Origin of the sequence: Pseudomonas frederiksbergensis (genome assembly GCF_003732275.1) — a bacterium.
Classification (GTDB): domain Bacteria; phylum Pseudomonadota; class Gammaproteobacteria; order Pseudomonadales; family Pseudomonadaceae; genus Aquipseudomonas; species Aquipseudomonas frederiksbergensis_H.
The window spans coordinates 819,312-844,949 of sequence record NZ_MOBM01000038.1; the positions used below are offsets into that span (position 1 = coordinate 819,312).

At 58.1% G+C, this 25,638-nt stretch carries 19 protein-coding genes and 1 pseudogene; 10 read left to right on the forward strand and 10 right to left on the reverse strand.

Going from position 1 to position 25,638, the window contains the following annotated elements; all coding sequences use genetic code 11:
* Positions 1–79: 79 nt before the first annotated feature.
* Positions 80–868: a TIM barrel protein gene (locus BK662_RS23205; RefSeq protein WP_123359822.1), complete on the reverse strand. Its 789-nt coding sequence runs from the start codon at positions 866–868 to the stop codon at positions 80–82.
* The gene (locus BK662_RS23210; protein ID WP_123359821.1) at positions 865–1,887 is read right to left on the reverse strand and encodes a Gfo/Idh/MocA family oxidoreductase; all 1,023 of its coding nucleotides are present in this window, start codon (positions 1,885–1,887) and stop codon (positions 865–867) included. The genes BK662_RS23205 and BK662_RS23210 overlap by 4 nt, the downstream gene beginning before the upstream one ends.
* A 201-nt stretch (positions 1,888–2,088) precedes the next feature.
* Here BK662_RS23210 and BK662_RS23215 point away from each other — a divergent pair, with 201 nt between their 5' ends.
* Positions 2,089–4,110, forward strand: a complete 2,022-nt coding sequence (locus BK662_RS23215; protein WP_185047174.1) for a sigma-54 interaction domain-containing protein — start codon at positions 2,089–2,091, stop codon at positions 4,108–4,110.
* Between the two features lie 189 nt (positions 4,111–4,299).
* Here BK662_RS23215 and BK662_RS23220 read toward each other — a convergent pair whose 3' ends face one another.
* Complete coding sequence (locus BK662_RS23220) at positions 4,300–5,349, reverse strand: LacI family DNA-binding transcriptional regulator (RefSeq protein ID WP_123359820.1); 1,050 nt, start codon at positions 5,347–5,349, stop codon at positions 4,300–4,302.
* Positions 5,350–5,529: 180 nt separating this feature from the next.
* Between BK662_RS23220 and BK662_RS23225 the strand changes: the two genes are divergently transcribed.
* The 4 genes from BK662_RS23225 (at position 5,530) to BK662_RS23240 (ending at position 9,222) form a co-directional block, all read left to right on the forward strand.
* A complete protein-coding gene (locus BK662_RS23225; protein WP_123359819.1) occupies positions 5,530–6,642 on the forward strand; it encodes a fatty acid desaturase family protein in 1,113 nt (370 codons plus the stop codon).
* A 149-nt stretch (positions 6,643–6,791) separates the two neighbouring features.
* On the forward strand, positions 6,792–7,112 hold the full coding sequence (locus BK662_RS23230; protein ID WP_123359818.1) for a MocE family 2Fe-2S type ferredoxin: 321 nt from the start codon (positions 6,792–6,794) through the stop codon (positions 7,110–7,112).
* Positions 7,113–7,130: 18 nt separating this feature from the next.
* Positions 7,131–8,372 carry an NAD(P)/FAD-dependent oxidoreductase gene (locus BK662_RS23235; RefSeq protein WP_123359817.1) on the forward strand — a complete coding sequence of 414 codons (1,242 nt, stop codon included), beginning with the start codon at positions 7,131–7,133 and terminating at the stop codon, positions 8,370–8,372.
* A gap of 1 nt (position 8,373) precedes the next feature.
* Positions 8,374–9,222 carry a sugar phosphate isomerase/epimerase family protein gene (locus BK662_RS23240; protein WP_123359816.1) on the forward strand — a complete coding sequence of 283 codons (849 nt, stop codon included), beginning with the start codon at positions 8,374–8,376 and terminating at the stop codon, positions 9,220–9,222.
* 65 nt (positions 9,223–9,287) lie between these two features.
* Here BK662_RS23240 and BK662_RS23245 read toward each other — a convergent pair whose 3' ends face one another.
* Positions 9,288–10,202: a LysR family transcriptional regulator gene (locus tag BK662_RS23245; RefSeq protein WP_123359815.1), complete on the reverse strand. Its 915-nt coding sequence runs from the start codon at positions 10,200–10,202 to the stop codon at positions 9,288–9,290.
* Between the two features lie 151 nt (positions 10,203–10,353).
* On the opposite strand from BK662_RS23245, the gene BK662_RS23250 reads away from it, so the two are divergent.
* On the forward strand, positions 10,354–11,364 hold the full coding sequence (locus BK662_RS23250; RefSeq protein WP_123359814.1) for a zinc-dependent alcohol dehydrogenase family protein: 1,011 nt from the start codon (positions 10,354–10,356) through the stop codon (positions 11,362–11,364).
* A gap of 181 nt (positions 11,365–11,545) precedes the next feature.
* On the opposite strand, the gene BK662_RS23255 is transcribed toward BK662_RS23250, so the two are convergent.
* The 4 genes from BK662_RS23255 to BK662_RS23270 all read right to left on the reverse strand — a co-directional run bounded on the left by BK662_RS23255 (position 11,546) and on the right by BK662_RS23270 (position 15,495).
* On the reverse strand, positions 11,546–12,376 hold the full coding sequence (locus BK662_RS23255) for an alpha/beta fold hydrolase (protein ID WP_123359813.1): 831 nt from the start codon (positions 12,374–12,376) through the stop codon (positions 11,546–11,548).
* Between the two features lie 248 nt (positions 12,377–12,624).
* On the reverse strand, positions 12,625–13,614 hold the full coding sequence (locus BK662_RS23260) for an MBL fold metallo-hydrolase (protein WP_123359812.1): 990 nt from the start codon (positions 13,612–13,614) through the stop codon (positions 12,625–12,627).
* Positions 13,615–13,656: 42 nt separating this feature from the next.
* Entirely contained in the window at positions 13,657–14,859 is a 1,203-nt protein-coding gene (locus BK662_RS23265; protein WP_123359811.1) for an NAD(P)/FAD-dependent oxidoreductase, read from the reverse strand.
* Between the two features lie 243 nt (positions 14,860–15,102).
* Positions 15,103–15,495, reverse strand: a complete 393-nt coding sequence (locus tag BK662_RS23270) for a response regulator transcription factor (RefSeq protein WP_123359810.1) — start codon at positions 15,493–15,495, stop codon at positions 15,103–15,105.
* Positions 15,496–15,794: 299 nt separating this feature from the next.
* Here BK662_RS23270 and BK662_RS23275 point away from each other — a divergent pair, with 299 nt between their 5' ends.
* The 4 genes and pseudogenes from BK662_RS23275 to BK662_RS23290 all read left to right on the forward strand — a co-directional run bounded on the left by BK662_RS23275 (position 15,795) and on the right by BK662_RS23290 (position 23,860).
* Positions 15,795–16,730 (forward strand): LysR family transcriptional regulator, encoded by a 936-nt coding sequence (locus tag BK662_RS23275; RefSeq protein ID WP_123359809.1) that lies wholly within the window; start codon positions 15,795–15,797, stop codon positions 16,728–16,730.
* Positions 16,731–16,899: 169 nt separating this feature from the next.
* Positions 16,900–22,354, forward strand: a pseudogene (locus tag BK662_RS23280) (trifunctional serine/threonine-protein kinase/ATP-binding protein/sensor histidine kinase).
* A 156-nt stretch (positions 22,355–22,510) separates the two neighbouring features.
* Positions 22,511–23,101: a lecithin retinol acyltransferase family protein gene (locus BK662_RS23285; protein ID WP_123359939.1), complete on the forward strand. Its 591-nt coding sequence runs from the start codon at positions 22,511–22,513 to the stop codon at positions 23,099–23,101.
* Between the two features lie 105 nt (positions 23,102–23,206).
* Entirely contained in the window at positions 23,207–23,860 is a 654-nt protein-coding gene (locus BK662_RS23290) for a response regulator transcription factor (protein WP_123359808.1), read from the forward strand.
* Positions 23,861–24,040: 180 nt separating this feature from the next.
* Here the strand turns inward: BK662_RS23290 and BK662_RS23295 are convergent, their stop codons facing one another.
* Both BK662_RS23295 and BK662_RS23300 read right to left on the reverse strand, forming a co-directional pair.
* Positions 24,041–24,553: a GrpB family protein gene (locus BK662_RS23295; RefSeq protein ID WP_123359807.1), complete on the reverse strand. Its 513-nt coding sequence runs from the start codon at positions 24,551–24,553 to the stop codon at positions 24,041–24,043.
* Positions 24,554–24,688: 135 nt separating this feature from the next.
* Positions 24,689–25,549, reverse strand: a complete 861-nt coding sequence (locus tag BK662_RS23300) for a LysR family transcriptional regulator (RefSeq protein WP_123359806.1) — start codon at positions 25,547–25,549, stop codon at positions 24,689–24,691.
* Positions 25,550–25,638: the final 89 nt, after the last annotated feature.

Consider the following 25,638-nt stretch of genomic DNA (forward strand, 5'->3'; position numbering starts at 1 on the left):
ATGAGTTGAAATTCATCAAGATCAAACGTGAGGGTTTCTGGCGCTCTCTGAATCAAACCCGCCGAGAGCGCCAGCGTCCTCAATCCAGCGTGAAGGCTTGCCGAAAGCGTTCAAGTGCCGCTTCGCTGTCGCCGCTGGCCCAGCCCTCAAGCCCGACGACACCGGTGTATCCCATGCGGAACAAGGCTTTGGCAATGGCCGGATAATGGATTTCGCCGGTGCCGGGTTCCATGCGGCCGGGGACATCGGCGACCTGGATTTCGCCGATGGCGCTGCCGGCGCGCTGGATCAGTTCGATCAGGTTTCCTTCGCCGATCTGGGCATGGTAAAGGTCCAGGTTCATCTTCAAATGAGGGCTGCCCACGGCCTCGATCAGCGCCAGGGTATCGTCGGCGCGAGCGAAGGGCGTGCCGGGGTGGTCCACCTCGGTATTGAGGTTTTCCAGCAAGAATACCCGGCCTGCGTCTTCGCCCAGGCGAGCGATTTTCTCCAGGGTCTTGCAGGCGCTCAGCCACATGCGTCCGGTGGTGTGGGCCACGGGTTTGACCGGCAAGCCTTGGTCGCCCAAACCGGTGCCATGCAGGTTGAGGCTCGGGCAATTCAGTTGTGCGGCGACGGCCAGGGATTCTCGTGCGCTGTCGAGCAGGTGCTGGATGTCTTCGGGGTCGGTCAGGTTGCCCGAGATGTAGCCGGTCATCGAGGTGAAGTCAGCGCCCGTGGCGACAAGGGCCGCAATGTCTTTCTTCGTCCAGTCCCAGAGTTCGGCGCTGAAACCCAGCGCGTGAATGCGTTTGACGCGCTCTGTGAATGGCAGATCGAGGAAGACCATCTCGGCACTGATCGCCAGTTTGAACGGTGTGAAACTCATGACTGGGCTCCTTGCACGCGCACAGGTTTGCCCTGCTGGAAGGACTCGATACACGCGCGGGCAATGGCCAGTGCCGCCCGGGCATCTTCGCCGCTGGCGAGTGGTTTCTCGCCGGTGCGCAGGCAATCGACAAAGTGGTTGAGCTCAGCCACATAGGCATCACGCAGCAGGTCGGTGTCCATGCGCTGAGTGTCGGCCTGGATGCCATTGGCCAGATAGCGCACCAGGTCAGAGTCATTGAGGCTGCCCATGATCAGCATGCCAGCGCTGCCGAACACTTCCCCTCGAACATCGTAGCCATACACAGCCTGGAAATTGGCCTCGGCCGTCGCGATGGCGCCGTTGTCGAAACGGATCGTGACCACGGCGGTGTCGAGGAAGCCCTTGGCCTTGTAGTCCGGTGCAATCAGGGCATCGGCCATGACAAAAACTTCGACCGCTTCGGCACCGAGATTGAGGTAGCGCAGGGTATCGAAGTCATGGATCAGGGTTTCGAGGAAAATCACCCACTGCGGCGAGGCAGCCGGGTTGTTCAGCGCCGGGTCGCGGGTCAGCGAGCGCAGCAGTTGCGGCGTACCGATACGGCCGGCGACCACGTCCAGGTGGGCGGCCCTGAAGCTCTTGGCAAAGCGGCGGTTAAAGCCGACCTGTAGCGGCACACGCGCATCGGCGGCTGCGGCGATGGCGCGGTCCGCCTCGTCGAGGGTGATGGCCATGGGTTTTTCACAAAACACGCCTTTGCCGGCGCGGGCCGCACTGATCACCAACTCGGCATGGCTGCGGGCGGGGGCGGCGATCAAGACAGCATCAATTTCCGGGTCATCGAGCAGTTGCTGTGGATCGGTATAGACCCGTTGCACACCCAACTCTGCGGCCAGGCGGGCGGCTTGACCGGGTGTTGGGTCGGCGATGGCGGCCAGGCAGGCGCCGGGAATGTGTCTGGCGGCAGTCAAGCCGTGAAAGCTGCCCATGCGGCCAGCACCGATGAGACCCAGGCGGATGATCTTGGACGTACTCATGAAATGACTCCCTTTTATTGTTGTTCAATGACTCGCAGCAGGAATGTCCTTGCTGGCGTCAATCAAGGGAGCAAGGGCTGTGCCAATATTTAACTCATTGATATTCAAGGGTTTAATTAATATTTTTTGAAAGATGTGTTCATTCCCATGACATGTCTACACTGACATGTCTAAAACGTGAACATGGAAGTGGATCTGACGATGGTGAACCCACAGCTGACAGCCTTCAGCGCGCAAGACCTCGATTACATCACCGCACTCGGTCCTGCGTCGTTGAACGAAGGACCGATCGCCGAGCTGGACCAGGCTTGGCTGGCTTGCCTGAAAGGGCGCATCGATCGACCTGCCGGGGTCAGGCAGGTCATTTGGGATTCCTGGCTGCGCAGCGTCAGTGCCGGTCTCGATTCTGAGGATGGCGAATACCGGTTTGTCGCCCCGACCGTTCTGGCTGCAACGCTGGCGGCCAATCGTGCCTTGATCGCCGCGGCGGCGGAGGTCATGAAGGGATTGCTGGCTTACAATCCCAGGGGCCATATCAATCTGACCGATGCCGCAGGCACGACCCTGTATTTCTGCGGCCTGGACCTTACGCCTGTGGGCAGTCGACTGCTGGAGTCGGTGCAGGGCACCAACTGCACCGGGCTGGCGATTGCCGAAGATCGCTTGGTGTATGTGCTGGCCGAGGAAAACTTCGGGATCGGTCTGCGTCGCCGGCGCATGCATTGTGCCGCCGCGCCGATCCGGGATGCGCAGGGCAGGACGCTGGCCATGCTGACCCTGACCGCCGAGCCGGGGTGGTTTCATTTCCATACGCTGGGCACCGTCCAGGCGGCGGCCGAAGCGGTCTCGCGGCAGATGGCGCTGCAAGCTCTGCTGGAAGAACAGCAAACCGTCCTCGAAGTGCTCAACGAGGGGCTCGTGGTGCTGGATGAGCGGGGCTGCATCAAGGCGCTCAACCGCTATGCCCGCCAATTGTTTCGTGTCGGCCGGGACCTGTTGGGCAGCCCGTTCCAGCGTCTGGGCCAGAGCGAACTGACCGATGAGATTCTGCTGCGCGGCGGGGAAGGGCAGCAGTATGAAGGGATAAGAGATCTGGATTGCACGTTTGAGCTGCATGATCGCAGCCTCTTGGCGTGTCTGGTGTCGGTGTGCCCACTGGAGCAGGGTGGGCGCATTGTTTCGTTGCGCGAGAACCGGCGCATCCGGGAAATTACCCGGCGAATAATCGGCACTCAAGCCAGCTACACCTTCGAGACCATTCAAGGCAGTTCGCGAGCCATACAGGACGCGTTGCACCTGGGGCGGATTGCCAGTCGCAGTGACTCGACCACGCTGATCCTCGGTGAGAGCGGTACCGGCAAGGAGCTGTTTGCCCAGGCGATCCATAACGCCAGTGAGCGTTGCAGCGGTCCGTTTGTGGCGGTCAATTGCGGGGCCATTCCGCGAGATCTGGTGCAGAGTGAACTGTTTGGTCATGTCGAGGGTGCCTTTACCGGATCGGCCCGTGGAGGCTCTGCCGGGAAGTTCGAATTGGCCGATGGCGGAACGATTTTCCTCGACGAAATCGGTGACATGTCTTTCGATGCCCAGGTCAGCCTGCTGCGCGTTTTGCAAGAAGGTGAGGTGACTCGCGTGGGCGCGAAAAAATCCCGGCAAGTGGATGTACGCATCATCGCCGCCACCCACCGCAACCTGAGCCAGGCGGTTGCCGATGGCGCGTTCCGTGAGGATCTTTACTACCGGCTCAATGTGCTGAACCTGACGGTTCCGCCGTTGCGGATGCGCCGGGAAGATGTTCCATTGCTGGCGCGACATTTTCTCAATCGTTGCACCCGGTCGTTGCGCAAATCGGTGCAGGGCATCTCGCCAGAGGCGTTGGATATTCTTTCGGCGTACAGCTGGCCGGGTAATGTTCGCGAGTTGGAAAACACCATCGAGCGCGCGACCAATCTGGCGGTGACCGAACTGATTCAGCCAGCTGATCTACCGCTTGAAATCAAGCAAAGGCTGCGTCAGTCGACGCCGGGAAGTGTGCCCGAGCCCCGGGCTGCCCTGGACCTTGGCACCCATGAAATGAATGCGATCATCGCGGCCCTCAGGGATACCCGCGGCAACATCCGCCTGGCCGCGAGGCAGCTGAATGTTTCTCGCGGCGGGTTGTACAACAAGATGAATCGGTTCGGGTTGAGCGCCGATGCTTTCCGTTCGGAACCCAACCTCTGACAGGCTGAAAATGACCTTGTGGCGAGGGAGCTTGCTCCCGCTGGGTTGCGCAGCGACCCCAATAGGTCTTGTCTCAGTCTTTCAGAAGAAACTCAGTGATTGGTTTTGGGGCTGCTACGCAGCCCAGCGGGAGCAAGCTCCCTCGCCACAGGTTTAGTGTGTCTGCGAAACTCGGTACCACTCACAGGTTCACTGTCGGGCGTTCTCTGAGGTGATGATCTGCAATGGAATATGGATTCGATGCCGGCTCGGATCGAAGTCTGGCGTGGTCTGCAGCTCGACCAGCAAGTCGACCAGCGCGGTTGCCAGTAATCGCGGCTGGGAGTCGATCACCAGGCTGATCAATCCCTGATCCAGGGCTTGTCGCGACAGCTCGGTCGACTCCTGCAGGATGCAGCACAGCGACGGCTGCTTCGGCAGTTGCGACAGGGCATTGATGACCCCGTCGCCGCCACCGCCGACCACGCACAAACCGCGCAAGTCGTCATGCCGCGCCAGCAGGTCCAGCGTCGCCTCTTCGGTGATGTCGCAATTGTCCAGATTGATCACCGCTTCCAGCAGCCGCAACCCCGGGGCGCGTTCCGCCAGGTAGCTGCGCAACCCCTCGACCCGCGCCTGATGGCCAAGAAAACGGTGACCGCCGAGCAACACCCCGACACTGCCTTTGCGGGCGCCACAGGTGTGAGCCATCAGCCAACCCATGGTACGTCCGACCTCGTGATTATCCTGGCCGACGTAAGGCTCATCCGCCGCCTCATGAATGTCGGACAGCATTGCGATCACCGGCACGCCGGCTTCTCTGATCTGCGCAATGGCGGCATTGATCAGCGGATGCGCGAAGCTGACCACCGCCAGACCATCGCACTGCACCGCCAGTTGTTCGATCTGGGCAATGATCGCGCTGGGCGTGCGATCGAAAACGTACTCGAATTGAATGCTCAGGTTGGCGCCAGCCTGACGCTGCGCCGCCTCGGTGATGGCGGTGGCCACGTTGCCATAGAAGGCCTGGGCGGTGCCGAGCAGCAGGATGCCGAAACGATAGGTGGGACGCCGTTCGCGGATCCGCTGGCCGATCAGCCTGGCGGCGAAATAACCGACCGCTTCGGCGGCCTGGAATACCTGCTCGGCGGTGTCCGGGTTGACCGGAGCCCTGGCGTTGAGCACCCGGTCCACGGTGGCGACACTCAAGCCAGCGTGTTCGGCAACGGTGGCGATGGTTGGGCGTTTAGTGTTGTTCATGGCGGGCCCCGCAAGCGCTTTGATAGAAAACTATCAAGCTTCAATGGGCCTGGATGATAGCTTGATAGGGAATGTATTCAAGGGCTTGAGGGTGATTTCTGCGCTCTCTATATTTTCCCCAGCGATGTGATCCCGCGTCGAAAAGTGCCTAAAACAATCAAGCTTGCGGAGAACAATAAAATGCCTGAACAAAACGCAGCCTTTGAAAACCCCGGTAAGCCCGAGCCTCGGGATTATCGATTGACCGGCCCCGAAGCCGCCCGAGCGGCGCAAAAAGGCCTGGTATCGGCAAGCTGGTACCAATCCCCCATTTCTCGTAAACGCATGAAGGAATTGATGCAGCGCCGCGATGGCCCGGCCTTGCTTGATACCGCGATCTGGCTGTCGGCGATGGTCGTGACCGGCTTCGGCGGTTACTGGCTCTGGGGCTCCTGGGCCTGCGTTCCGTTCTTCTTCGTCTACGGGATGCTCTACGGCACGGCGTCCAATGCCCGTTGGCACGAAGCGGGTCACGGTACGGCGTTCAAGACCCGCTGGATGAATGATGCGGTCTATCAGCTGTCGAGCTTCATGTTCATGTTCGAACCCCAAGTCTGGCGCTGGAGCCATGCACGGCACCACACCGACACCGTCATCGTCGGCCGCGATCCGGAGATCGTCGAACCGCGTCCGCCAAGCCTGATCAATATGGTGCTGAGCCTGTTCAGAATGCCTTATGCGTTGAAGACGATGTGGTCAGTCTGCAAGCATGCGGTAGGGCGGATGGGTGAAGAAGAACAGACGTTCATCCCCGAGTCCGAGTGGCCCAAGGTGGTGAGGGACGCACGTGTCTGGCTAGCGATTTATGCGCTCACCGTGGGCGCTGCGCTGTACATGCAGAGCTGGTTGCCGCTGATGTTTATTGGTCTGCCGACCCTCTATGGCGGTTGGCTGTCCTACCTGTTCGGCCTGTCGCAGCATGTCGGCCTGGCTGAGGATGTACTCGATCACCGCAGCAACTGCCGCACGATTTATATGGGCCCGGTGCTGCGCTTCATGTACCTCAACATGAACTATCACCTTGAGCACCATATGTATCCGATGGTGCCTTTTCACGCGCTGGCGCAGCTTCACGAGGAGATTCGCAACGACTGCCCGCCGCCTTACACCAGTCTGTTCGAGGCCTTCAAGGAAATCATCCCGACCATCTGGAAGCAGCGCAAAGACCCGACTCATTTCGTCTCTCGTCCTTTGCCACAAAGCACCAAAGCCGCCGCAACCGTCCGGGCACAACCTGAAGCAATGCCGGGCTGACATCCAATAGGCACAACCCCTGTGGGAGCGGGCTTGCTCGCGAAGACGGCGTCACAGTCAACATCGATGTCGCCTGATACACCGCTTTCGCGAGCAAGCCCGCTCCCACAGGACACCTTCCTGTGTGTACCACTACAAGAGAAAACGCCATGACCGATCAATGGATCGATGTATGTGCCGTGGGCGATATCGACGAAGAAGATGTCATTCGTTTCGACCATGGCCAGCACACCTATGCCGTCTACCGCTCCGCCGACAGCGAGTTTTTCGCCACCGCGGGCCTGTGTACCCATGAGTCCATCCACTTGGCCGATGGCCTGGTGATGGAGCATGTCGTCGAGTGCCCCAAGCACAACGGGCGTTTCGATTACCGCTCCGGCAAAGCCCTCGGCGCACCGGTGTGCGTCAACCTCAAGACCTATGAAGTCCGGGTCGAGGCGGGGCGTGTGCTGCTCGCCATCACGGTTTAACTGCACGGAGTCTGTGCCATGAATCCTGCCAATGCTCCATTGATCATCGTCGGCGCCGGGCATGCGGGTGGCCGTGCGGCCCTGACCTTGCGCGGTGAAGGTTATAGCGGCCGCCTGATTCTGATAGGCGACGAGTCCCACCCGCCCTATGAACGTCCGCCGCTGTCCAAGGGGCTGTTGCAGGGCACGGTCGATCTGGCGGGTTACAGCCTGTGCGACACCGCTCAGCTCGCCGATCTGGACATCGAACACTTGTCCGGCAACCCGGTGAAATGCCTGGATCCGCAGCAGCATCGTCTGCAGTTGGCCGACGGCAACTGGCTGCATTACGCGCGGCTGTTATTGGCGACAGGAGGGCGGTCGCGCAGACTCGCCTCGGTGCCCGAGCATCTGGGCAATGTGCTTTATCTGCGTACCCATGACGAGGCCCTGGCACTGCGCGCTTCGTTGCAACCCGACGCGCGGGTGGTGATCATCGGCGGTGGTTTCATCGGACTCGAAGTCGCCGCCACCGCCCGAGCCTTGGGTTGCACGGTGACCTTGCTCGAGGCCGGACCGCGTTTGGCGGGGCGAGTGTTGCCGGAGCAACTGTCTAGTGTCCTGCTGGAACTGCATCGCAGTCGGGGCGTGGATGTCCGGCTGAATGTGGCCATTGAGGCGGTGCAGGGCGCTACTCACGCTGAGTCCGTGCAACTGGTCGACGGCGAGTTGCTGCCCTGCGACCTGGTGGTGGTGGGCATCGGCATGCAACCCAACACTGAACTGGCTGCGGCCGCAGGACTCGAGGTCGGCCAGGGCATCCGCGTCGATGCCCGACTGCGCACCAGTGCGCCGGACATCTTTGCGGCGGGCGATGTCTGTGAGTTTCGTCTGAACCCGCAAGGCGTTTTCCAGCGTCAGGAAACCTGGCGCAACGCCGAAACCCAAGGTCGTCACGCCGCCCTGAATCTGTTGGGCGGCGAGTTGCCCTTCGAGGTCATTCCCGGTTTTTGGTCCGATCAATACGACTGGGGATTGCAGACCGTGGGCGTGATCGCAAACACACAACCCGCCGCGAGCCGGACAACCCCCGGTGGCGGTTTCCTGTCGTTCTACCTCGATGCCGAGCAACGTCTTCAAGGCGCTTGCGGCTGGGGGCAGGGGAATAGCATCGCCAAAGACATCAAGCTTTGCGAGCGGCTGATCGCTCACCATAACCCTCTCTCGGTAGACGCTCTGGCCGACGCCGATGTACCGCTCAAACAACTGCTGAGGAACTGACATGCGTGAATTTCTGGTCTTTCAGTCCCAGTGGGCCATGCAAGATCACCGCGGCCAATGCGACCTTCCCCTGGAAGCGCAAGTGGAGAAAATCGCCGCCGCCGGTTTCGATGGCATCACCGACCATTTCTGGGTCGCGCCACATGCCGCACGCCTGCATGCCGCCGCCAAGGCGCAGGGCCTGCAAATCGAAGGGCAGGTGTTCCCCCGCACCGTGGATGATCTGGCGGCAGCGATCGATGTCGCATCCCGCTACGGCTGCCACCACCTCACGCTGCAAGCAGACGTGAGACCGCGCACGTTGAAGCAAGCTATTGAACTGATCGAAGGCTGGCAGCGTCTGGCCGAGCAGGTGGACTTTCCCGTTCTGCTGGAAACCCACCGTTATCGCCTCACCAGTGACCTGTTGTTCACCCTCGACATTCTCGCTGAAATGCCCGACCTCAAACTGTTGGCCGACTTGTCCCACTATGTCGTAGGCCGCGAATTGCCAGAGCCGGCCACCGCCGAGGACGACGAACAGATACACACCATCCTGCGCCACAGTTGGGGTTTTCATGGTCGTGTCGCCAACGGCGAACAGGTCCAGGTGCCCCTGAGCTTCGCCCAGCATCGACCCTGGCTGGAGCGTTTCCTGGGTTGGTGGCGCTATGGGATCGAGGATTGGCTGGCCCGACCGAACACGCCCGACAGCCTGTCCTTCACCTGTGAACTCGGCCCGCCGCCTTATGCCATTACGGGTGCCGACGGACGCGACATCACCGATCGCTGGGCCGAGGCGCTGATGCTTAAGGAGGTGATACGTGAGGTTTGGAATGACTGTCGGGCACCGTCAAACGATGGGGGCTGATTTAACGCGGGAATGGTTTTGGGGCTGGCAGCTTTCGGACGCGTTGTAGCGATTTTTTTGATCGCTTATTGTTCCAGCCAGTCAGAGTGGAGCTGCGGAAAACGCTCTTGCAACCATTCAATAAAAACTTGCACCTGCGGTGCCAGGTGCGTCCGGCTTGGGTACAGCACCGACACAGGACGAGGGGCTGGCCGATAGGGTTTTAGAATCTCCACCAAAGCGCGACTGTCCAAATGCTCGGCCACGGTGATGCCTGGCGCCTGGATTATTCCGAAGCCCGACACGCCACACTGAACGTACGCATTCGACTCGGTGACTGTGATACCTGCGTTACTGACAAACGCTCGATCCTGACCCTTTACCGAGAAGTGCCAAGGCAGTGTCCTGTTGCTCTGACCGGACAAGAAGTTGACGCCTCGATGGGACACTAGATCATCGAGTGTCTCGGGTTCGCCGTGCTCATACAGATACTCGGGAGCTGCGCATGTCACCATGGTTGCCATCGCGATGGGGCGAGCGATCAAGGTCGAGTCCGGTAAATCACCTATACGTAACGCACAGTCGATGCCTTCACCTATCAGGTCAACGGCTCGATCGGTCACGCCCAGTACCATGTTGATGCCGGGGAAGGTTCTAGTGAATTCTTTCAGACTTCTTATGAACTCCATTTGCGCGAAAGCGGTCGGGATATCGACTCGAAGTCGGCCCATGAGCGTTGCTCCGGTGCGGTCAAACATCGAGGTCGCGGCAGAAATATCCGCGAGAATTTCCTGCACCCGCTCATAGAACCGTTCGCCCTCGGCGGTGAGCGCCACCTTTCTCGTGGTGCGTTGGAATAGGCGCACGCCCAATGACGTCTCCAGCTCCTGGATGTAACGGGTGACCTGAGGCCGCCCGATGTCCAGCGACTCGGCGGCTTTAGTGAAGCTGCCGAGTTCAGCAAGCCTGGCGAACAGTCGCATTGATTGCAGCAATTCCATGATGTCTTACCTTGCCTAATACAATTGTTGCCTCAGGATAGAATAATCATGTCCTTTTTTACGTATTTATTGCGCGCCCCCAAAAGCGAAAGATGTGCTCAAGGCGAAGCCGTTGCGGTTTGCAGCCATTGACTCGTTTTGGAGATTCGCAATGAAAGCTTGGTTATTGAAAGATTTCGGACTCGACAACCTGCAACTGGGAGAGACAGCGACCCCGCAACCCAAGACCGGCGAGTTGCTCGTAAAGGTCGGCGCTGTCTCACTCAACTTTCGCGACAAGGCGATTGTTGATGGCATCTATGAGCCGCATAGGGTGCCCAAACCCCTGATCCCGGTTAGCGATGCAGCCGGCACAGTGGTCGCGGTCGGTGACGGCGTCACGCGCTTCAAAGTCGGTGATCGGGTCAACTCGCATCTGTACTCCCGTTGGCTGGATGGCGAGCCTGGGCCGAATGAGCCGGATTACTGTTTCGGTTCGCCGTTGCCTGGCGGTTTGGCCGAATACATGATCATCCACGAAGACAGCGCCGTTGGTGCGCCAGACAACATGAGCGATGAAGAGGCAGCGACGCTGCCGATTGCCGCGCTCACGGCGTGGTACTCGCTGGTAGACTTTGGACAAATTCAGCCCGGGCAAACCGTGTTGGTTCAAGGCACTGGCGGTGTGTCCATATTTGCCGTGCAGATCGCTACTGCGCTTGGCGCGAAGGTGATCGCAACGTCGAGTAGCGACGAGAATCTGCAAGCCGTGCAGGAGCTGGGAGCCGTAGCGGGCGTCAACTACAGAACTACTCCGAACTGGGCAGACGAGGTACTGAGGCTGACCGAAGGCAAAGGCGTGGACCTGCTGCTCGATGTGGCCGGTGGCAGCGGCATCAATCAATCGGTCGCCGCGACCAAGGCATCCGGGCGTATTGCGCAGATCGGCTTTTTGACCGGGCAGACCGTTGAACTCAATCTGATGCCACTCATTTTTCGCCAGACGACCATTCGCGGTATTGCTGTGGCGCCGCGCTCATCGTTCGACCGGATGAATGCATTCCTCAACGAACACAAGATTCGTCCTGTGATCGATCAGGTGTATCCGTTCGAGAAAGCACGAGAAGCTTACGAGCATCTTGCGAAGGGGGCGTTTGGGAAGGTTGTAATCAAAATCGCTTGATACCGCTAAAGGCGCCAATATGGCGCCTTTTTTCAACGCCGAGTGCGGCTCTGGCTCGAACGTCCGCTATTGGCTGTAGATTCAACCGGTCGATGCAACAGATTGGCTAAATCGTTCTGCGGGCGTTTCGTAGTTTAGTGTTTTCCAGCACCGGCCATTTCAGACGTCGCGACGTTAGTGCTCAACCGCGAATGAACGCCAGCAAATCGGCGTTGATCTGATCCGCGTTGGTAGTCGGCATACCGTGAGGAAAGCCCGGGTACGTCTTGAGGGTGGAATGCTTCAATAGTTTGGCCGAAAGCGGCGCAGAGTCGGCAAACGGCACAATCTGATCATCCTCTCCATGCATGGCCAGTGTGGGCACCTGAATCGCCTTCAGGTCTTCGGTGAAGTCGGTCTCGGAAAACGCTTTGATGCAGTCGTAATGAGCTTTTGCACCGCCCATCATCCCTTGACGCCACCAGTTGTCGATTGCGCCTTGTGAAACCTTGGCCCCGGGTCGATTGAAACCGTAGAACGGCCCCGACGGCACGTCCAGGTAAAACTGTGCGCGGCTGGCGACCAGTGCCGAACGGAACCCGTCGAACACTTCCAGAGGTAAACCGCCGGGGTTCTTCTCTGACTTAACCATGATGGGGGGAACCGCGCTGATCAGTACGGCCTTGGCAACGCGTCCCGGTTTGGCTCGAGCGGCGTAGCGCGCTACTTCACCACCACCGGTCGAATGGCCGACATGGATCGCACCTTTAAGGTCGAGCGCATCGGTCAGCTCGATGACATCGGCGGTATAGGTGTCCATTTCGTTGCCCACCCAGGTTTGGGTCGAGCGCCCGTGACCGCGGCGGTCGTGCGCGATCACCCGATAGCCTTTGAGCAAGAAAAACATCATCTGGTTGTCCCAGTCGTCCGCGCTCAATGGCCAGCCGTGGTGAAACACGATGGGCGTCGCGTCTTTCGGACCCCAATCCTTGAAGAAAATCTCGGTGCCGTCTTTGGTCGTAATAGAGTTCATAGCGTGCATCTCCTTGTGATCTGGTTTGTTTTGGGTTGCAGAGTGCTTAATAGCGGCCTGCGTCAACTCGGAAAAGCTGGAAAGCGGTACCAACAAACTGGCGGCCACTACTGCTGAACTTGTCAATATGGCCCGACGCTGGAGATCTATCTCCCGATTGGAGTCTTTCATTGAAGGTCGCTCGATCATGTGATGTTGCTCAGGGAGATTCGTGCCTCCGTGAACGGAGGCGCAAACCCGACAAGCGATCAGTAGTCCCAGAAACCCGCGACCCAGCGAAAGGCGTCACCGTCCACTGCCACCCGGCCAACGGAGGGGAACGGCAGGTGAGTCGCCACAAACAGCTCACCGCTAGCTGCCGCCTCTTGCAACAGGCGGACACGAACGCGAACCGACTCCTCAGGGTCATGTTCAAAGCCGTTATGCCAGTCGGGGTGTTCGAAGGCGACCGGGAACAGGGCGTCGCCTGCGAAGGTCAACCGCTCACCGCCGGATGTCACGTAGACCACGCTGTGCCCTGGGGTGTGGCCGCCGGTGAGCTTGACGACCACGCCTGGTGCCACCTCATACTCATCCTCGAACGTGCGCACCTTGCTGCGGTATTCGTTAATGAACTGATTGGCCGTTGCCCGCAGGACGTCCGGCACCGGCGACGGCATGGAGGTGAGGGAGAAATCGGGCGACTCCCAAAACGCGACCTCGGTGGCTGAAACGTGGATACGCAGATCTGGACGTAGTTGGCTCTTCACCTCATCGACAAGCAGCCCGCCGATATGGTCCATGTGCATGTGGGTTATCACCACGTCGGTCACGGACGCAAGATCGATACCGGCGGCCTTCAGTCGTTTGGGGAACTGCCCGGCCCGCGGAAATCCGGGGAACTGCCCTCCGAGTCCAGCGTCGACGAGGATGAGCTTGTCGCCGCTACGCACCACAAGTACGTTCAGCGCCCAATCGAACGCGTCCGGCCCCAGGAACATGTCCTTGAACCAGGTCGCGCGGGCGGCTGGGTCGGCATTGGTGGACATCGTCTCGGTCGGCAGAGGCAGCACCCCATCACTGACCACCAGCACGTCAATCTCGCCGATCCGCAGCGCATAGCGCGAAGGAACCAACTCCTCGGACCCCGACCCACCGGGGTGTGAGGTGTTGTGCAAGCTCAGGTTTGACTCCTGCTGAGCGTTCCTTTTTTGATGTGTTCCATCCTTTTGGGTGGGGTGGTTCAAATGCATAGTCATGGTCCTTCTCCTATTGCTTGGGTCAAGAATCTCAGAGGGGCTTCAAGCCACCGGAATCATCGGGTCGGCTGCCGCCAGGGCGGCGGCCCGATCAGCTGCCGGTGGGTAGATCCACTGGGTGTTGATCTGCGTCTTGAGCTCCTTGGCCGTTTCCTTGACCAGCTTGAGCTGGCGATCCCAGCCTTCAGTAAACACCGCGCCCCAGGCGCCCAGATCGAGGCAGGTCACGTACTTGGGCTGACGGTAGGGGGTGGGCGCGACACCTAGCAGGTCCGCAGCGACGTTATTCCCGGCGTGACGGCCTAGAGAAATCGCATGCTGGCAAGACATTGCGGCGAAGTTGCCGAGGTCGTCGGTGGCGGCATAGGCGACATCTCCAGCGGCGTAGACATGTTCCTGGCCGAACACCTTCAGGTTCTCATCGACGTGCAAGCGACCCTGGACATCGCGCACGCTGGAAATCTGTTCGGTCAGCGGGCTGGCGCGAAAGCCGACGGTCCAGATCACTGTTTGGCTCTCGATGCGGCGACCATCAGCGAGGGTAACGCCGTTGGCGTCCACCGCCGTCACACTGGCGTTGACCACCCATTCAATGCCCAGGTATTCGGAGGCCTCGATGATTGATGGACGAATTCCCTCACCCATGGTCGCGCCGATCTGAGGCGCACGGTCGATGATGATCACGCGGATGTCCTGATCGTTACCGAGCAAGGACCGCAGGCGTTCCGGCATCTCGGTGCCGGTCTCGATACCGGTGAAACCGCCACCGGCGACCACCACCGTGTTGCGGGCAACGCTGGAGGGACGGTTCTTGAGGGATTTGAGGTGGTTCTCCAGGCGCACCGCGGCTTCGATCTGATCAACGTCGAAGGCATGGGCGTCAAGGCCTGGCACCGTCGGGCGGGCTAACTGGCTGCCAGCCGCAAGTACCAGGCGATCGTAGGTCAATGTGCTCCACCGGCCAGCCTCATCGCGATAGCCAACGGTCCTTCCAAGGTCATCAATGTGCTCGGCGGTGCCTTTGATGAAACGCACACCTACCGAGTCGAACAACCCATCCAGGGGAGCGAACATTTTGTGCACGTCGCTTTCGTAGAAGCGGGGACGGATGCGCAATTGCGCCTGGGGCGCCAGCAACGTGATGTCCACGTCGCTACGACTGTGCTTATCCAGTAGACGGGCGGCGCTCAATGCACTCCACACACCACCGAACCCCGCACCAATAACCAGAATATGCTGTTTCATTAGTTGTTCCTCAAAAAGGTTTTCAATGTTCTTGAAGTTATTCTTCAAGTTTGGTGGAGCGATACAAGGGCGCCGAAAGTCAAGGTGTCTATGTTGAATGCAGCAGGTCGCCCGCTGTGGATTTATGTTATTGCTGGATTATTGTCGGCGCACTTCTACATCGGTTCAGAAAAGCTATACGTCAGTGGTATGGGGATATACGAAGGTTTGTATTGGATGCAAAAGAGAACTTTCAGAACGCTCTCAATTCTGCTGGAGGAGGGCTGTTTCGATGCAGTTCAGAAGCTTATTGGTTTCACAAGGTTTAGGCAGATAGGCAATCAGCGCAGGCGTATCGGTGCTAAGGGGAGGGAGGGCTTCAGGGTAAGCAGTGATGAATATAGTGGGAATGTGAAAGCCCATCGCGACGAGCTGCTTATGAAGCTCAAAACCGCTCATTCCCGGCATCTGGATATCGGATATAAGGCAACGTGTTTGAGCGGGGCCATCCGTGTTGAGAAACTCCAGAGCGCTGCAATAAGTTTGAACTTTGTAACCGCAGGATCGCAGCAAGCTTTCAAGCGCTGTCCGGACCGAATCATCATCGTCGACGATGGCGATAATCATTGAATTGCGTATTTGCGTATCTTGTTTCATTTGGGACCCTCGTGACAGCTTTGGCCGTTACTACAACATACGCCAACTTATAAGGGGTAGAAGTATACCAATGTATAGTCAGCTAAGACCAAGGTGTAGATGGTCTACCTGGAAGTTCGATGAAGTCACCCAGGTTGGTCTTGTGCTACTGGGTCGCAGTTCCGGGCATACCCACGTACAAGGCTGCCCAACCAAGGGATACATCGGTTGAACCTAGGTACAAGTGACGTCTTGCTGTTGGCCTGCATAAGCTTGAACTCCCCTTACCCATGCGGCCTTGCGCCTAGGCGGTGAACGTGATGAACAGAAATGATCTGCGGCGTGCCGACATTAATCTGTTGATTGTCTTCGAAACAGTGATGTGCGAACGCAACGTTACCCGGGCCGCAGAGAAACTTTTCCTGTGTCAGGCCACTATCAGCAGCGCCCTCGGGCGACTGCGTTCGATGTTCAATGATCCGCTGTTCATCCGCACTGGCAGGGTGATGGAGCCGACGGCGCGGGCAGAAGAAATTCATGCGCGGCTGACGCCAGCATTGGATGGCATTGCTGTCGCCTTGAGTTGTGCCCAGACGTTCGACCCACTCACCAGTGACGAGACCTTTCATATCGGACTCTCTGACGATGTCGAGTACGCGCTGCTTCCTCGTTTGATCAAGCACCTGCGGGACGAGGCGCCAAACATCACACTGGTAGTGCGCAGAGTGGACCATCGGCAATTACCCCAATTGCTGACCTCGGGAGAGATTTCCGTGGGTATCAGCTTTGCGCAAGAACTGCCTGCAAGTGCCCATTGCAAAAGCTTGCGAGCGATGCAACCCATGCTATTGCGCGCCGATTCGGCCCCCGGTTCCCTCGAGCTGGATGACTTTTGCAGGCGGCCTCATGTGGTTGTCTCTTCGATGGGAAATGTCATCGACGATGCCGACCATGCCCTGAGTCTGATCGGTCGGCAGCGCAGGGTAGTACTGGCTGTTCCGCAGTTCAGTGCCTTGCCCGCTTTGCTCGCCGGCAGCGACATGATTGCGATCGTACCGGACTACGTCGCCCGGGCCATGGCGCGAATGGAAGGGATGCGTGCCGACTTTGCGCCATTGGCGTTACCGGCGCCGGACTTGTCCATGGCTTGGCGCGGCGCGGCCCACAACGACCCTCGGGAACGCTGGTTGCGTTCGTGCTTCTGTCGCTATCTCGGTCAACATCAAGAGCAGCCCGCGCCTCTGGCCGTAGCGTGACCTTTGTGCTGACGGTGGGCTGGGTCAAATCTGAGTTCTAATGGTACTGGAAGCTGTTGTAGGCTATTGCGGCGGCATTGGCATGTGCGGCGCGACTCTGGATACAGCGTGACGGCAATGTGCGGCAGTCAAGAACCTACTTATTGTTCCCGCTCCGACGGATAACAACATGCAGATACTATGGAACGATGGTGAGCGTACCTTCTGTCGAGAGTTACGCTCGGGGGTGGAAGGCGACCGCAATGTTCTAGTTGCACGACCCGCTGCTGAACAACCGCTTCCGGCTTGTCTTGGCCGTTTCGCCCACGAGTTTGGCCTGAAGGACGAACTGGATGGCTCCTGGGCTGTGCGTCCGCTTGAGATGGTGCGAGAAAGTGGGCAGATGTATCTGCTGCTGGAAGATACGGGCGGCACGCCGCTTGTGCAGTTGCTGGTTGCCCCCATGGAAACGCTAACTTTTCTGCGTCTTGCTATTAGCATCGCGCAGGCATTGGGAAAGCTCCACCAGCGCGGACTCGTCCATAAAGATATCAAGCCCTCCCATATTTTGGTGAACTGCTCCGACGGTCAGGCCCGGCTTACAGGGTTCGGCCTCGCCTCGTGGCTACCGCGTGAGCGACAGGCGCCTGAGACCATCGCCGGCACGCTCGCTTACATGGCACCTGAGCAGACCGGCAGGATGAATCGCTCGATCGATTTGCGCAGCGACCTCTATTCCTTCGGCGTCACGCTTTACCAGATGCTCACGGGCTCGCTGCCGTTTACGGCATCTGAGCCGATAGAGTGGGTGCACTGCCATATCGCCAAAAAACCGCAGCCACCGAGCGTGCGGGTCGAAACCGTCCCCGATGTACTTTCCCGGATTGTCATGAAGCTGCTCGCCAAGACCGCTGAGGAGCGCTACCAGACGGCTGCGAGTGTTGAACACGATCTGCGGCAATGCCTGGCAGACTGGGAGTCCTTGAGCCACATCAATGCCTTCGCGTTGGGCGAGCAAGGGACATCCGATCGGCTGATGATTCCCGAGAAACTCTACGGGCGCGAGCATGAGGTGAGTACCTTGATCGCCGCGTTCGATCGGATCATCGCAAGCAGCGCGCCGGAACTGATGTTGGTCACCGGCTATTCCGGTATTGGCAAATCCTCTGTGGTCAATGAGCTGCACAAAGCGCTGGTCCCGCCGCGAGGACTCTTCGCTACCGGCAAGTTCGATCAATACCGGCGCGATATTCCCTATTCGACGCTGGTGCAGGCATTTCAAAGCCTGGTGCGCACGCTGCTGGGCAAGAACGACACTGAACTGGCGCAATGGCGTGACGCATTACAGAACGCACTGGATGCCAACGCGGGGCTGATGACCGACCTCATTCCCGAACTGAAGCTCATCATTGGTGAGCCGCCACCGGTGCAGACACTTGAACCTCAACAGGCGCAACGCCGTTTCCTCCTGGTGTTCCGGCGCTTTATCGGTGTATTTGCCCGGGCGGAGCATCCGCTTGCCCTGTTTCTGGACGATCTGCAGTGGATCGACGCGGCAACGCTCGACCTGCTGGAGGATCTGTTGACCAGCTCGGATGTGCGGCATCTGATGCTGGTAGGTGCCTACCGCACCAATGAAGTGAATGTCACGCATCCATTAGCGGGCAAACTTCAGGCCATTCGGAACGCCGGGGGCAGGGTAGATGAAATCACTCTGGCGCCGCTCGCGAAGGGACACATTGAGCAGTTGATTGCGGATGCGCTTCACGACGAGCTTGCGCACATCGAGCCCCTGGCGCAGTTGGTGCTGGACAAAACCGCCGGCAACCCGTTCTTCGTGATCCAGTTTCTGCAAACGCTCGCTGACGAACAGCTGCTGACCTTCGATCATCAAGCAAGGCAGTGGTGCTGGAGCCCGGAGCGCATCCATGCCAAGGGGTACACCGACAACATCGTGGACCTGATGGTCGGCAAGCTGACCCGCTTACCGGCTGAAACGCAACTGGCATTACAGCAGCTTGCCTGTCTGGGGAACGTTGCCGGGACCACGACGCTTTCGACCGTTCTGGGCATCCCCCAGGCACAGATCCGCACGGTATTGTGGGAAGCCGTGCGCCAGGAGTTGGTTCAGCGGCTGGAAGGCGCTTATGGCTTTGTCCATGACCGTATTCATGAAGCGGCCTATTCACTGATCCCTAAGGATTCACGCGCCGAGGCTCATCTGCGAATCGGCCGGCTGCTCGCAGCGCAGACGCCCCTGCAAGGGCGGGAGGAGGCGATCTTTGACATCGTCGGCCAGCTCAACAGCGGCGCAGTGCTGCTCACCGATCAGGCCGAGCGGGAGCAATTGGCAGAGCTCAACCTGATGGCCGGCCAGCGTGCCAAGGCGTCAACGGCCTATGCCTCGGCGCTCAACTATCTCACCACGGGTGCGCAGCTGTTGGACGACAGCTGTTGGGCGCGTCTGCATGGGTTGATGTTCGCGCTGGAGTTGAACCGGGCCGAATGCGAGATGCTGACTGGACAGTTATCGGTCGCGGACAAACGCCTGGCGGCGCTTTCGGATCGCGCCATGACGACGATCGAACGAGCCAATGTCGTGTGTCTGCAAATGGATGACTACCTGCTCCTGGATCGGAGCGATGGCGCGGTCGCTGCTTGTCTCGCCTATCTGCGGCATGTGGGTATCGAGTGGTCAGCCCATCCGAGCGACGATGAAGTGCGCCAGGAGTACGACCATATCTGGTCGTTACTGGGCGATCGGGCAATCGAGGAGCTCATTGATTTGCCATTGATGGAGGACGCAGCTTCCCTCATGACCGTCAGCGCGCTGGGCAAGCTCTTCCCGCCTGCCTTGCAGACGGATGCGAACCTGACGGACCTGTTGATCTGCAAGGCGATCAGCCTGAGCCTCGAAGGGGGCAACTGCGATGCCTCATGTGTGCATTACGCCAATGCATTCAGAGTCGCCGGACGGCGTTTCGGCGATTACGAGGCAGGATTCCGATTCGGCCAGCTCGGCTGCGAACTCGTTGAACAGCGAGGCCTGAAGCGATTCGAAGCCAGTACCTATCTTTGTTTCTCGAATTTTTCCGTGCGCTGGATGAAGCCCGTAGAGCAATGCCGCGACCTGCTGCACCGCTCATTTGCTGCGGCGAACCGGATTGGTGACTTGCCATATGGTGCTTACGCGGGCAATAGCCTCACCTCCGACGCTCTCTTCGCCGGCGAGCCATTGTCCGAGGTACAGGACGAAGCCGAACGTGGCCTGGCTTACGCCAGGAAGGTGCGGTTCGGGCTGGTCACCGATTTCATTGGCACACAACTGGCGCTGATCCGGATGCTCCGGGGCTCGACGCCAGTATTCGGTTGTTTTGATGATGGACAGTTTGACGAGCCAGGCACCGAAGCCCACCTGTCCAGCAATCCGGACCTGGCATTGGCCGAGTGCTGGTACTGGGTCCGCAAATTACAGGCATGCTACATGGCCGACGACCCCAGGGCGGCCATGCAAGCCGCCGCAAAGGCACAGCAGTTGCTATGGACGTCATATTTGTTCTTCGAGGAGGCTGAGTTTTACTTCTATGACGCACTGGCTCGTGCCCGATGGTGCGACAGTGTCCCGGTGGACGAACGTGCGCAGCACTTGATCGCAATGGCGACGGATCACCGGCAACTCCAGATCTGGGCTGAACAGTGTCCAGAGAATTTCGCGAGCCGGGCCGCGCTGGTCGACGCCGAGATCGCCCGCGTCGAAGGGCGCATGATCGAGGCTGAGTTGCTTTACGAACAAGCCGTCCACTCGGCGCAGAAGAGCGGTTTCGTCCATATCGAAGCGCTTGCCAACGAACTGGCGTCTCGCTTCTATGCGGCCCGCGGTCTTGGGAAAGTAGCCCGCGTTTACTTGCAAGACGCTCGCTACGGCTACCTGCGCTGGGGCGCTGATGGCAAGGTGCGGCAGCTTGAGGCGCGGTATCCGTTGCTGAGGGCCGAAGAGCAAACGCTCGGCCCGACAACTACGATGGCCGCACCGGTCGAACACCTCGATCTGGCCACCGTGATAAAGGTCTCGCAGGCCGTGTCGGGAGAAATCGTCCTGGAAAAACTCATCGACATGATCATGCGCACAGCCATCGAACAGGCCGGTGCCGAACGAGGCGTGTTGATTCTGTCGGACACTGGTGAACACCGCATAGCAGCGCAAGTGACCACTGGCAGCCATTCGATGCAGTTGCGCGATGAGCCGATGACTTCGGCGCTGCTGCCGGAGTCACTTCTCTACCATGTCCTGCGCACGGGTGAGAGTGTTTTTCTTGATGATGCCCTGACCGAGGCCCCGTTTGCCGAAGACCCCTATATACGTCGGCACCACGTCCGATCGGTTCTCTGCCTGCCGTTGATGAACCAGGCCAAACTGACCGGTGCGCTCTACCTCGAAAACAATCTGACCGCCCGTGTGTTCAGCCCATCCCGGATTGCCGTGTTGAAACTGGTGGCCTCACAGGCTGCTATTTCGCTGGAAAATGCCCGTTTGTACCGCGAGGTCGCGGAGCGCGAAGGGAAGATTCGGCGTCTCGTAGACGCCAACATCATCGGGATCCTCGTCTGGAACGCCGACGGTGATATCGTCGAGGCCAATGATGCATTTCTTCGCATGGTCGGATACGACGGGCTGTCTGCGCTGGAGAGATCTGACAACACCGGAATTTCATGAACTCAGCGAGCACTTTTTGGCGCAAGCCGTGCGGACCGGCTATGCCCAACCCCACGAGAAGGAATATTTCAGAAAGGATGGTAGTCGCCTGCCGGTGATTGTCGGTTTGGCGATGTTCGAAGCCAGCAGCAAGGAGGGGGTCGCTTTCGTGCTGGATCTGACCGAGCGCAAACAGGCGGAAGAAAAAATCCGCGAAAGCGAACGACGCTATCGCGAGGTGCAAACGGAGTTGGCCCACGCGAACCGCGTCGCGACCATGGGGCAGCTTGTCGCCTCGATTGCTCACGAAGTCAATCAGCCGATTGCAGCGGCCATCCTCAATGCCAACGCCGCGCTGCGCTGGCTAAACATCCAGCCGCCGGAGATCGAAGAGGTCCGCAAAGTACTTGGCAGTCTCATCATGGATGCCAATCGAGCAGCCGATGTATTGGGTCGAATTCGTCGACATATCCGCAAGGCACCCCCGCAAAAGGGGGCGGTGGACATCAGCGCGGCAATTCGCGAGATGATCGAGTTCACCCGTGGCCAGATCATGAAGAGTGGGGCCTTGATTCGGACTCAACTCAAAGACGGTTTGCCATTTATCGAAGGCGACCGCGTTGAACTGCAACAGGTGCTGCTCAACTTGATCATGAATGCGCTCGAGGCCATGAATGGTGTGAGCGAGGGTGAACGCCAATTGCACATCAGCGCTCTGTTAAATGACGCCGGCTGTGTGCTCGTCAGTGTGAGCGATTCGGGGCCAGGGTTTGCCTCGGAAAACACCGAGCAAATTTTTGCTTCTTTCTACACCACCAAGCCCACCGGATTGGGGATGGGGTTGTCCATTTGTCGCTCGATCATCGAGGCACATGGCGGCCACTTGTGGGCAAGCGTCAACCGGCCCCGCGGTGCTACCGTTCAATTCACCCTGCCTGTCGAGCATCATTGAATCTACTGCACTCTGGTCGCCTGCAACCAGGTGCTCGGTTTAATACTTAGGTTTAGGGGAGGTATATTAATGGTCACTTAAATTAATCCTGTGTACAAATGAAGCTTCGCAGCCCTGGCGATATATTACATGACAAGGGTCTGCGGAGAATTTGTCGTGAATACTCTAGCTATCAAGTTGATAAGTGGATTTTCATCGCTTCGATCAGCAATCGTTTTTTGTCTGACGATAATGGCAATAGACCTCGCTGGTTATTTGAAGGCGCTGATGCTCGAGCGCTGCAATGGTAGTAAGTCGCCAAGAAGATCCTTCATGTTTCCATTGGAGTTAGTGCATGTCGAAAAGGATGCAGTTAATTTGCCAATAGGTTCGCACCTGATTAGCCCGCGCAAATTTTATGTGCATCATGGCATATACCTTGGGTGTGGAGACGTCGCTCATTACTCTGGATTTAGCAGTTCACTCAAACCAGGTCCCATCGAAGTGACTGACCTTGAAAGCTTCGCACGTGGCAAGCCAGTCTGGTTGATACGGGAATCGTGTGAATATTCAAGCGATGAAATTGTCAGCCGTGCGCGCTCTAGAATGGGTGAAAGTCAATACAGGATTCTGTCCAATAACTGCGAGCATTTTTGCAACTGGTGCATTAGTGGGAGAAGTTGTAGTGTCCAGGTCAGGGCGTTTCTACATTGCCCACGTTATCTGCTTTCTTTTATTTCAGCGCTGGAGCTGTATTTTATTGCATGACTTTTCCCGGTCTTTCCGGGTAGTTGTAATCGTGCTTGTGCGCGCTAACGCAAAATAAAGTGTTGTGCTAGACTTTTTCCTTCAACCAACCAAAGAGGGCTGTGCATGAACGGAAATCCACCATCCAATGAGCAAGGCAGTAAAGGTTCTATGGTGTTCGTGGTGGATGACGATGCTTCCATGCGCGACGCATTAAGCAATCTTTTACGCTCTGCCGGTATACAAGTCGAGACGTTCGCATCCACTGCGGAGTTTCTTCAACAGCCAAAGACAGAGGGTGCAAGCTGTTTGATCCTTGATGTACGACTTCAAGGTAACAGTGGTCTTGAGTTTCAAAGCCAGTTAGCTAAATCCAATGCCAATATTCCGATTATTTTCATCACTGGGCATGGGGACATCGAAATGTCCGTCAAGGCGATGAAAGCCGGCGCGGTGGATTTTTTGGCAAAACCGTTCCGTGAACAGGACCTTCTGGATGCGGTGTCTGCCGCACTGCAGGCAGATGTCAAACGCCGGCAATTTGAGCAGCAGTTTTCAGATCTGCATGCCCACTATCAGACGCTGACAGTTCGTGAGAAAGAGGTAATGGCCCTTGCAGTCAAAGGTCTGATGAATAAACAGATTGCAGGGCAGATGAATCTGAGCGAGATCACCGTGAAAATTCACCGCGGGCATGCAATGAAAAAAATGCACGCAAAGTCGTTTGCTGATTTGGTTCGAATGGCAGAGTCATTAGGGGTGTCGAGATCGATCCCATAAGCCCTTCGATAAAGGTAATGCGGGTCATGTAGGCATGACTCCTCAGTCATGCCTACCTTTGTGGCGAGCGAGCTTGCTCGCGCTGGGCTGCGTAGCGGCCCCAAAAATCTGACAACCATTGCCGATTTTTTGTGAGTGCTACGCACTCAAGCGGGAGCAAGCTCCCTCGCCACAAGTTTCTCACTGACTCAAGACTCTCTTAAGTGAACAGCATTGCTCGATAAAGGGTGCTTTCCGTGCCAGGTATTCACCTATGCCCCCGGTGTTGCTTGCTTCCAGTTCAAGTTTCAAGTCTTGATACTGCTGGCGAATCACAGGGGCGTCCCTGAGCAGGTCACGAAAACGGAGCATTCTTTCGATTTGACCGTGGCCGGTGATACAAACGTGGGCCTTATGTGTTCGCACACCCTCAATATCGCGACGATAAAAATGGTGTCCCGCCGACAGATCGCTTCCCCGTGCGTAGCCTAATTCGCGCATGACATTGTCTCGGGAGGATTCGTTTCGATGCTCCGCAACCTCGACCAGGAGGTCGATCTCTGGCTTGGCTGCGAGCCCGGGAACGGCGGTACTTCCGACATGATGGATGGCAACAAGCTCAGTGCCAAACGCCTTCGCGATCTGCTCTTCGGCACTAACGAAGAACGCGGGCCATCTACTGTCGTAGGGGGAAATCTTGCTGGTTAGCGCCATGGTGTTTCTTCCTTGTATCCGCAGGCTTGGCAATATTGCGGCGATAGCCATTGCGTGTCCAACGTCCACAACCCAAACAGCTATTCGCAATCAACAGGGCGCTTACCCTGGAATGCCAATGGCAGTCAGCCTGTTCTAGATTGATGACGACTCAGACATCTCCACCAGCAGTTGCCCAAATGCATGGGCCGCAGGCGTCTTTCCTGTGACACTCCATATCAGTCGGAAATCAGCATCCAGCAGCGGTGGCAGGCCATGTTGACCGTCAATCACTACCATGCCGGGCTCTAGATCTCCCTGCGGTAGCGCGGTGACGGCAAGCCCCGCCAATACCGCCGCGCGCAGTCCTTGTTGACTTGGAGAGGTAAAGGCGACCCGCCAATCCACTGTGGAACTCGCCAGTGCCTCTACAGCCACTTGCCGGTGCATGCAGGGCGCTGGTGCAAACGCCAGCGGTAAAGGGGCGTCGTCGGCAGGGTCGAAACTCTGCGCCGCGGCCCAGACAAACCGGGTTTCGCGCAGCACGGTACCGCCGGCCTGACTGCCCGGCAATGCCATGACCACGGCCAGATCGAGCCCATCGGCATCGACCTGCGCGCGCAGATCGAGGTAAGTGCCGACGGTTACATCCAGACGTACTGCGGGAAATTGTCTGGCAAACCGAGTCAGTAACGGCGGCAGACCGTCGCCAATAAAGTTTTCTGGCACACCGAAGCGCACGGTCCCGGATACCGATGATGTTTCGAAACGCCGGGAGAGGGCGTCTTGCGCTCTGAGGACATGTTCGGCATGACGCAGAAAATCTTCGCCATCTTCTGTCAGCGTCAAACGTCGGGTGGTGCGCACCAGCAGGGTGGTGCCGGCCTGTTCTTCCAGACGCCGGATCTGATGACTGATCGCTGACTGGCTCAAGTGCAGGCGTTCTGCGGCACGAGTGAAACTTCCGGTCTCCTTGATCGCGACAAAAGCACGCAACAGAGCTGGGTCGAAGTCCATTTAGTCAACTCATGATGAATATTAATAAAACTTACGAAATTAAATCATTTCTGTCATTTTTTAATTACTTCCAGAATGCGGCCGGTCAC

Excerpts from the sequence above, each read along its gene's own strand:
- BK662_RS23205 (WP_123359822.1), bottom strand. The coding sequence starts at position 868 with ATGAGTTTCACACCGTTCAAACTGGCGATCAGTGCCGAGATGGTCTTC.
- BK662_RS23210 (WP_123359821.1), bottom strand. The coding sequence starts at position 1,887 with ATGAGTACGTCCAAGATCATCCGCCTGGGTCTCATCGGTGCTGGCCGC.
- BK662_RS23215 (WP_185047174.1), top strand. The coding sequence starts at position 2,089 with ATGGTGAACCCACAGCTGACAGCCTTCAGCGCGCAAGACCTCGATTAC.
- BK662_RS23220 (WP_123359820.1), bottom strand. The coding sequence starts at position 5,349 with ATGAACAACACTAAACGCCCAACCATCGCCACCGTTGCCGAACACGCT.
- BK662_RS23225 (WP_123359819.1), top strand. The coding sequence starts at position 5,530 with ATGCCTGAACAAAACGCAGCCTTTGAAAACCCCGGTAAGCCCGAGCCT.
- BK662_RS23230 (WP_123359818.1), top strand. The coding sequence starts at position 6,792 with ATGACCGATCAATGGATCGATGTATGTGCCGTGGGCGATATCGACGAA.
- BK662_RS23235 (WP_123359817.1), top strand. The coding sequence starts at position 7,131 with ATGAATCCTGCCAATGCTCCATTGATCATCGTCGGCGCCGGGCATGCG.
- BK662_RS23240 (WP_123359816.1), top strand. The coding sequence starts at position 8,374 with ATGCGTGAATTTCTGGTCTTTCAGTCCCAGTGGGCCATGCAAGATCAC.
- BK662_RS23245 (WP_123359815.1), bottom strand. The coding sequence starts at position 10,202 with ATGGAATTGCTGCAATCAATGCGACTGTTCGCCAGGCTTGCTGAACTC.
- BK662_RS23250 (WP_123359814.1), top strand. The coding sequence starts at position 10,354 with ATGAAAGCTTGGTTATTGAAAGATTTCGGACTCGACAACCTGCAACTG.
- BK662_RS23255 (WP_123359813.1), bottom strand. The coding sequence starts at position 12,376 with ATGAACTCTATTACGACCAAAGACGGCACCGAGATTTTCTTCAAGGAT.
- BK662_RS23260 (WP_123359812.1), bottom strand. The coding sequence starts at position 13,614 with ATGACTATGCATTTGAACCACCCCACCCAAAAGGATGGAACACATCAA.
- BK662_RS23265 (WP_123359811.1), bottom strand. The coding sequence starts at position 14,859 with ATGAAACAGCATATTCTGGTTATTGGTGCGGGGTTCGGTGGTGTGTGG.
- BK662_RS23270 (WP_123359810.1), bottom strand. The coding sequence starts at position 15,495 with ATGAAACAAGATACGCAAATACGCAATTCAATGATTATCGCCATCGTC.
- BK662_RS23275 (WP_123359809.1), top strand. The coding sequence starts at position 15,795 with ATGAACAGAAATGATCTGCGGCGTGCCGACATTAATCTGTTGATTGTC.
- BK662_RS23290 (WP_123359808.1), top strand. The coding sequence starts at position 23,207 with ATGAACGGAAATCCACCATCCAATGAGCAAGGCAGTAAAGGTTCTATG.
- BK662_RS23295 (WP_123359807.1), bottom strand. The coding sequence starts at position 24,553 with ATGGCGCTAACCAGCAAGATTTCCCCCTACGACAGTAGATGGCCCGCG.
- BK662_RS23300 (WP_123359806.1), bottom strand. The coding sequence starts at position 25,549 with ATGGACTTCGACCCAGCTCTGTTGCGTGCTTTTGTCGCGATCAAGGAG.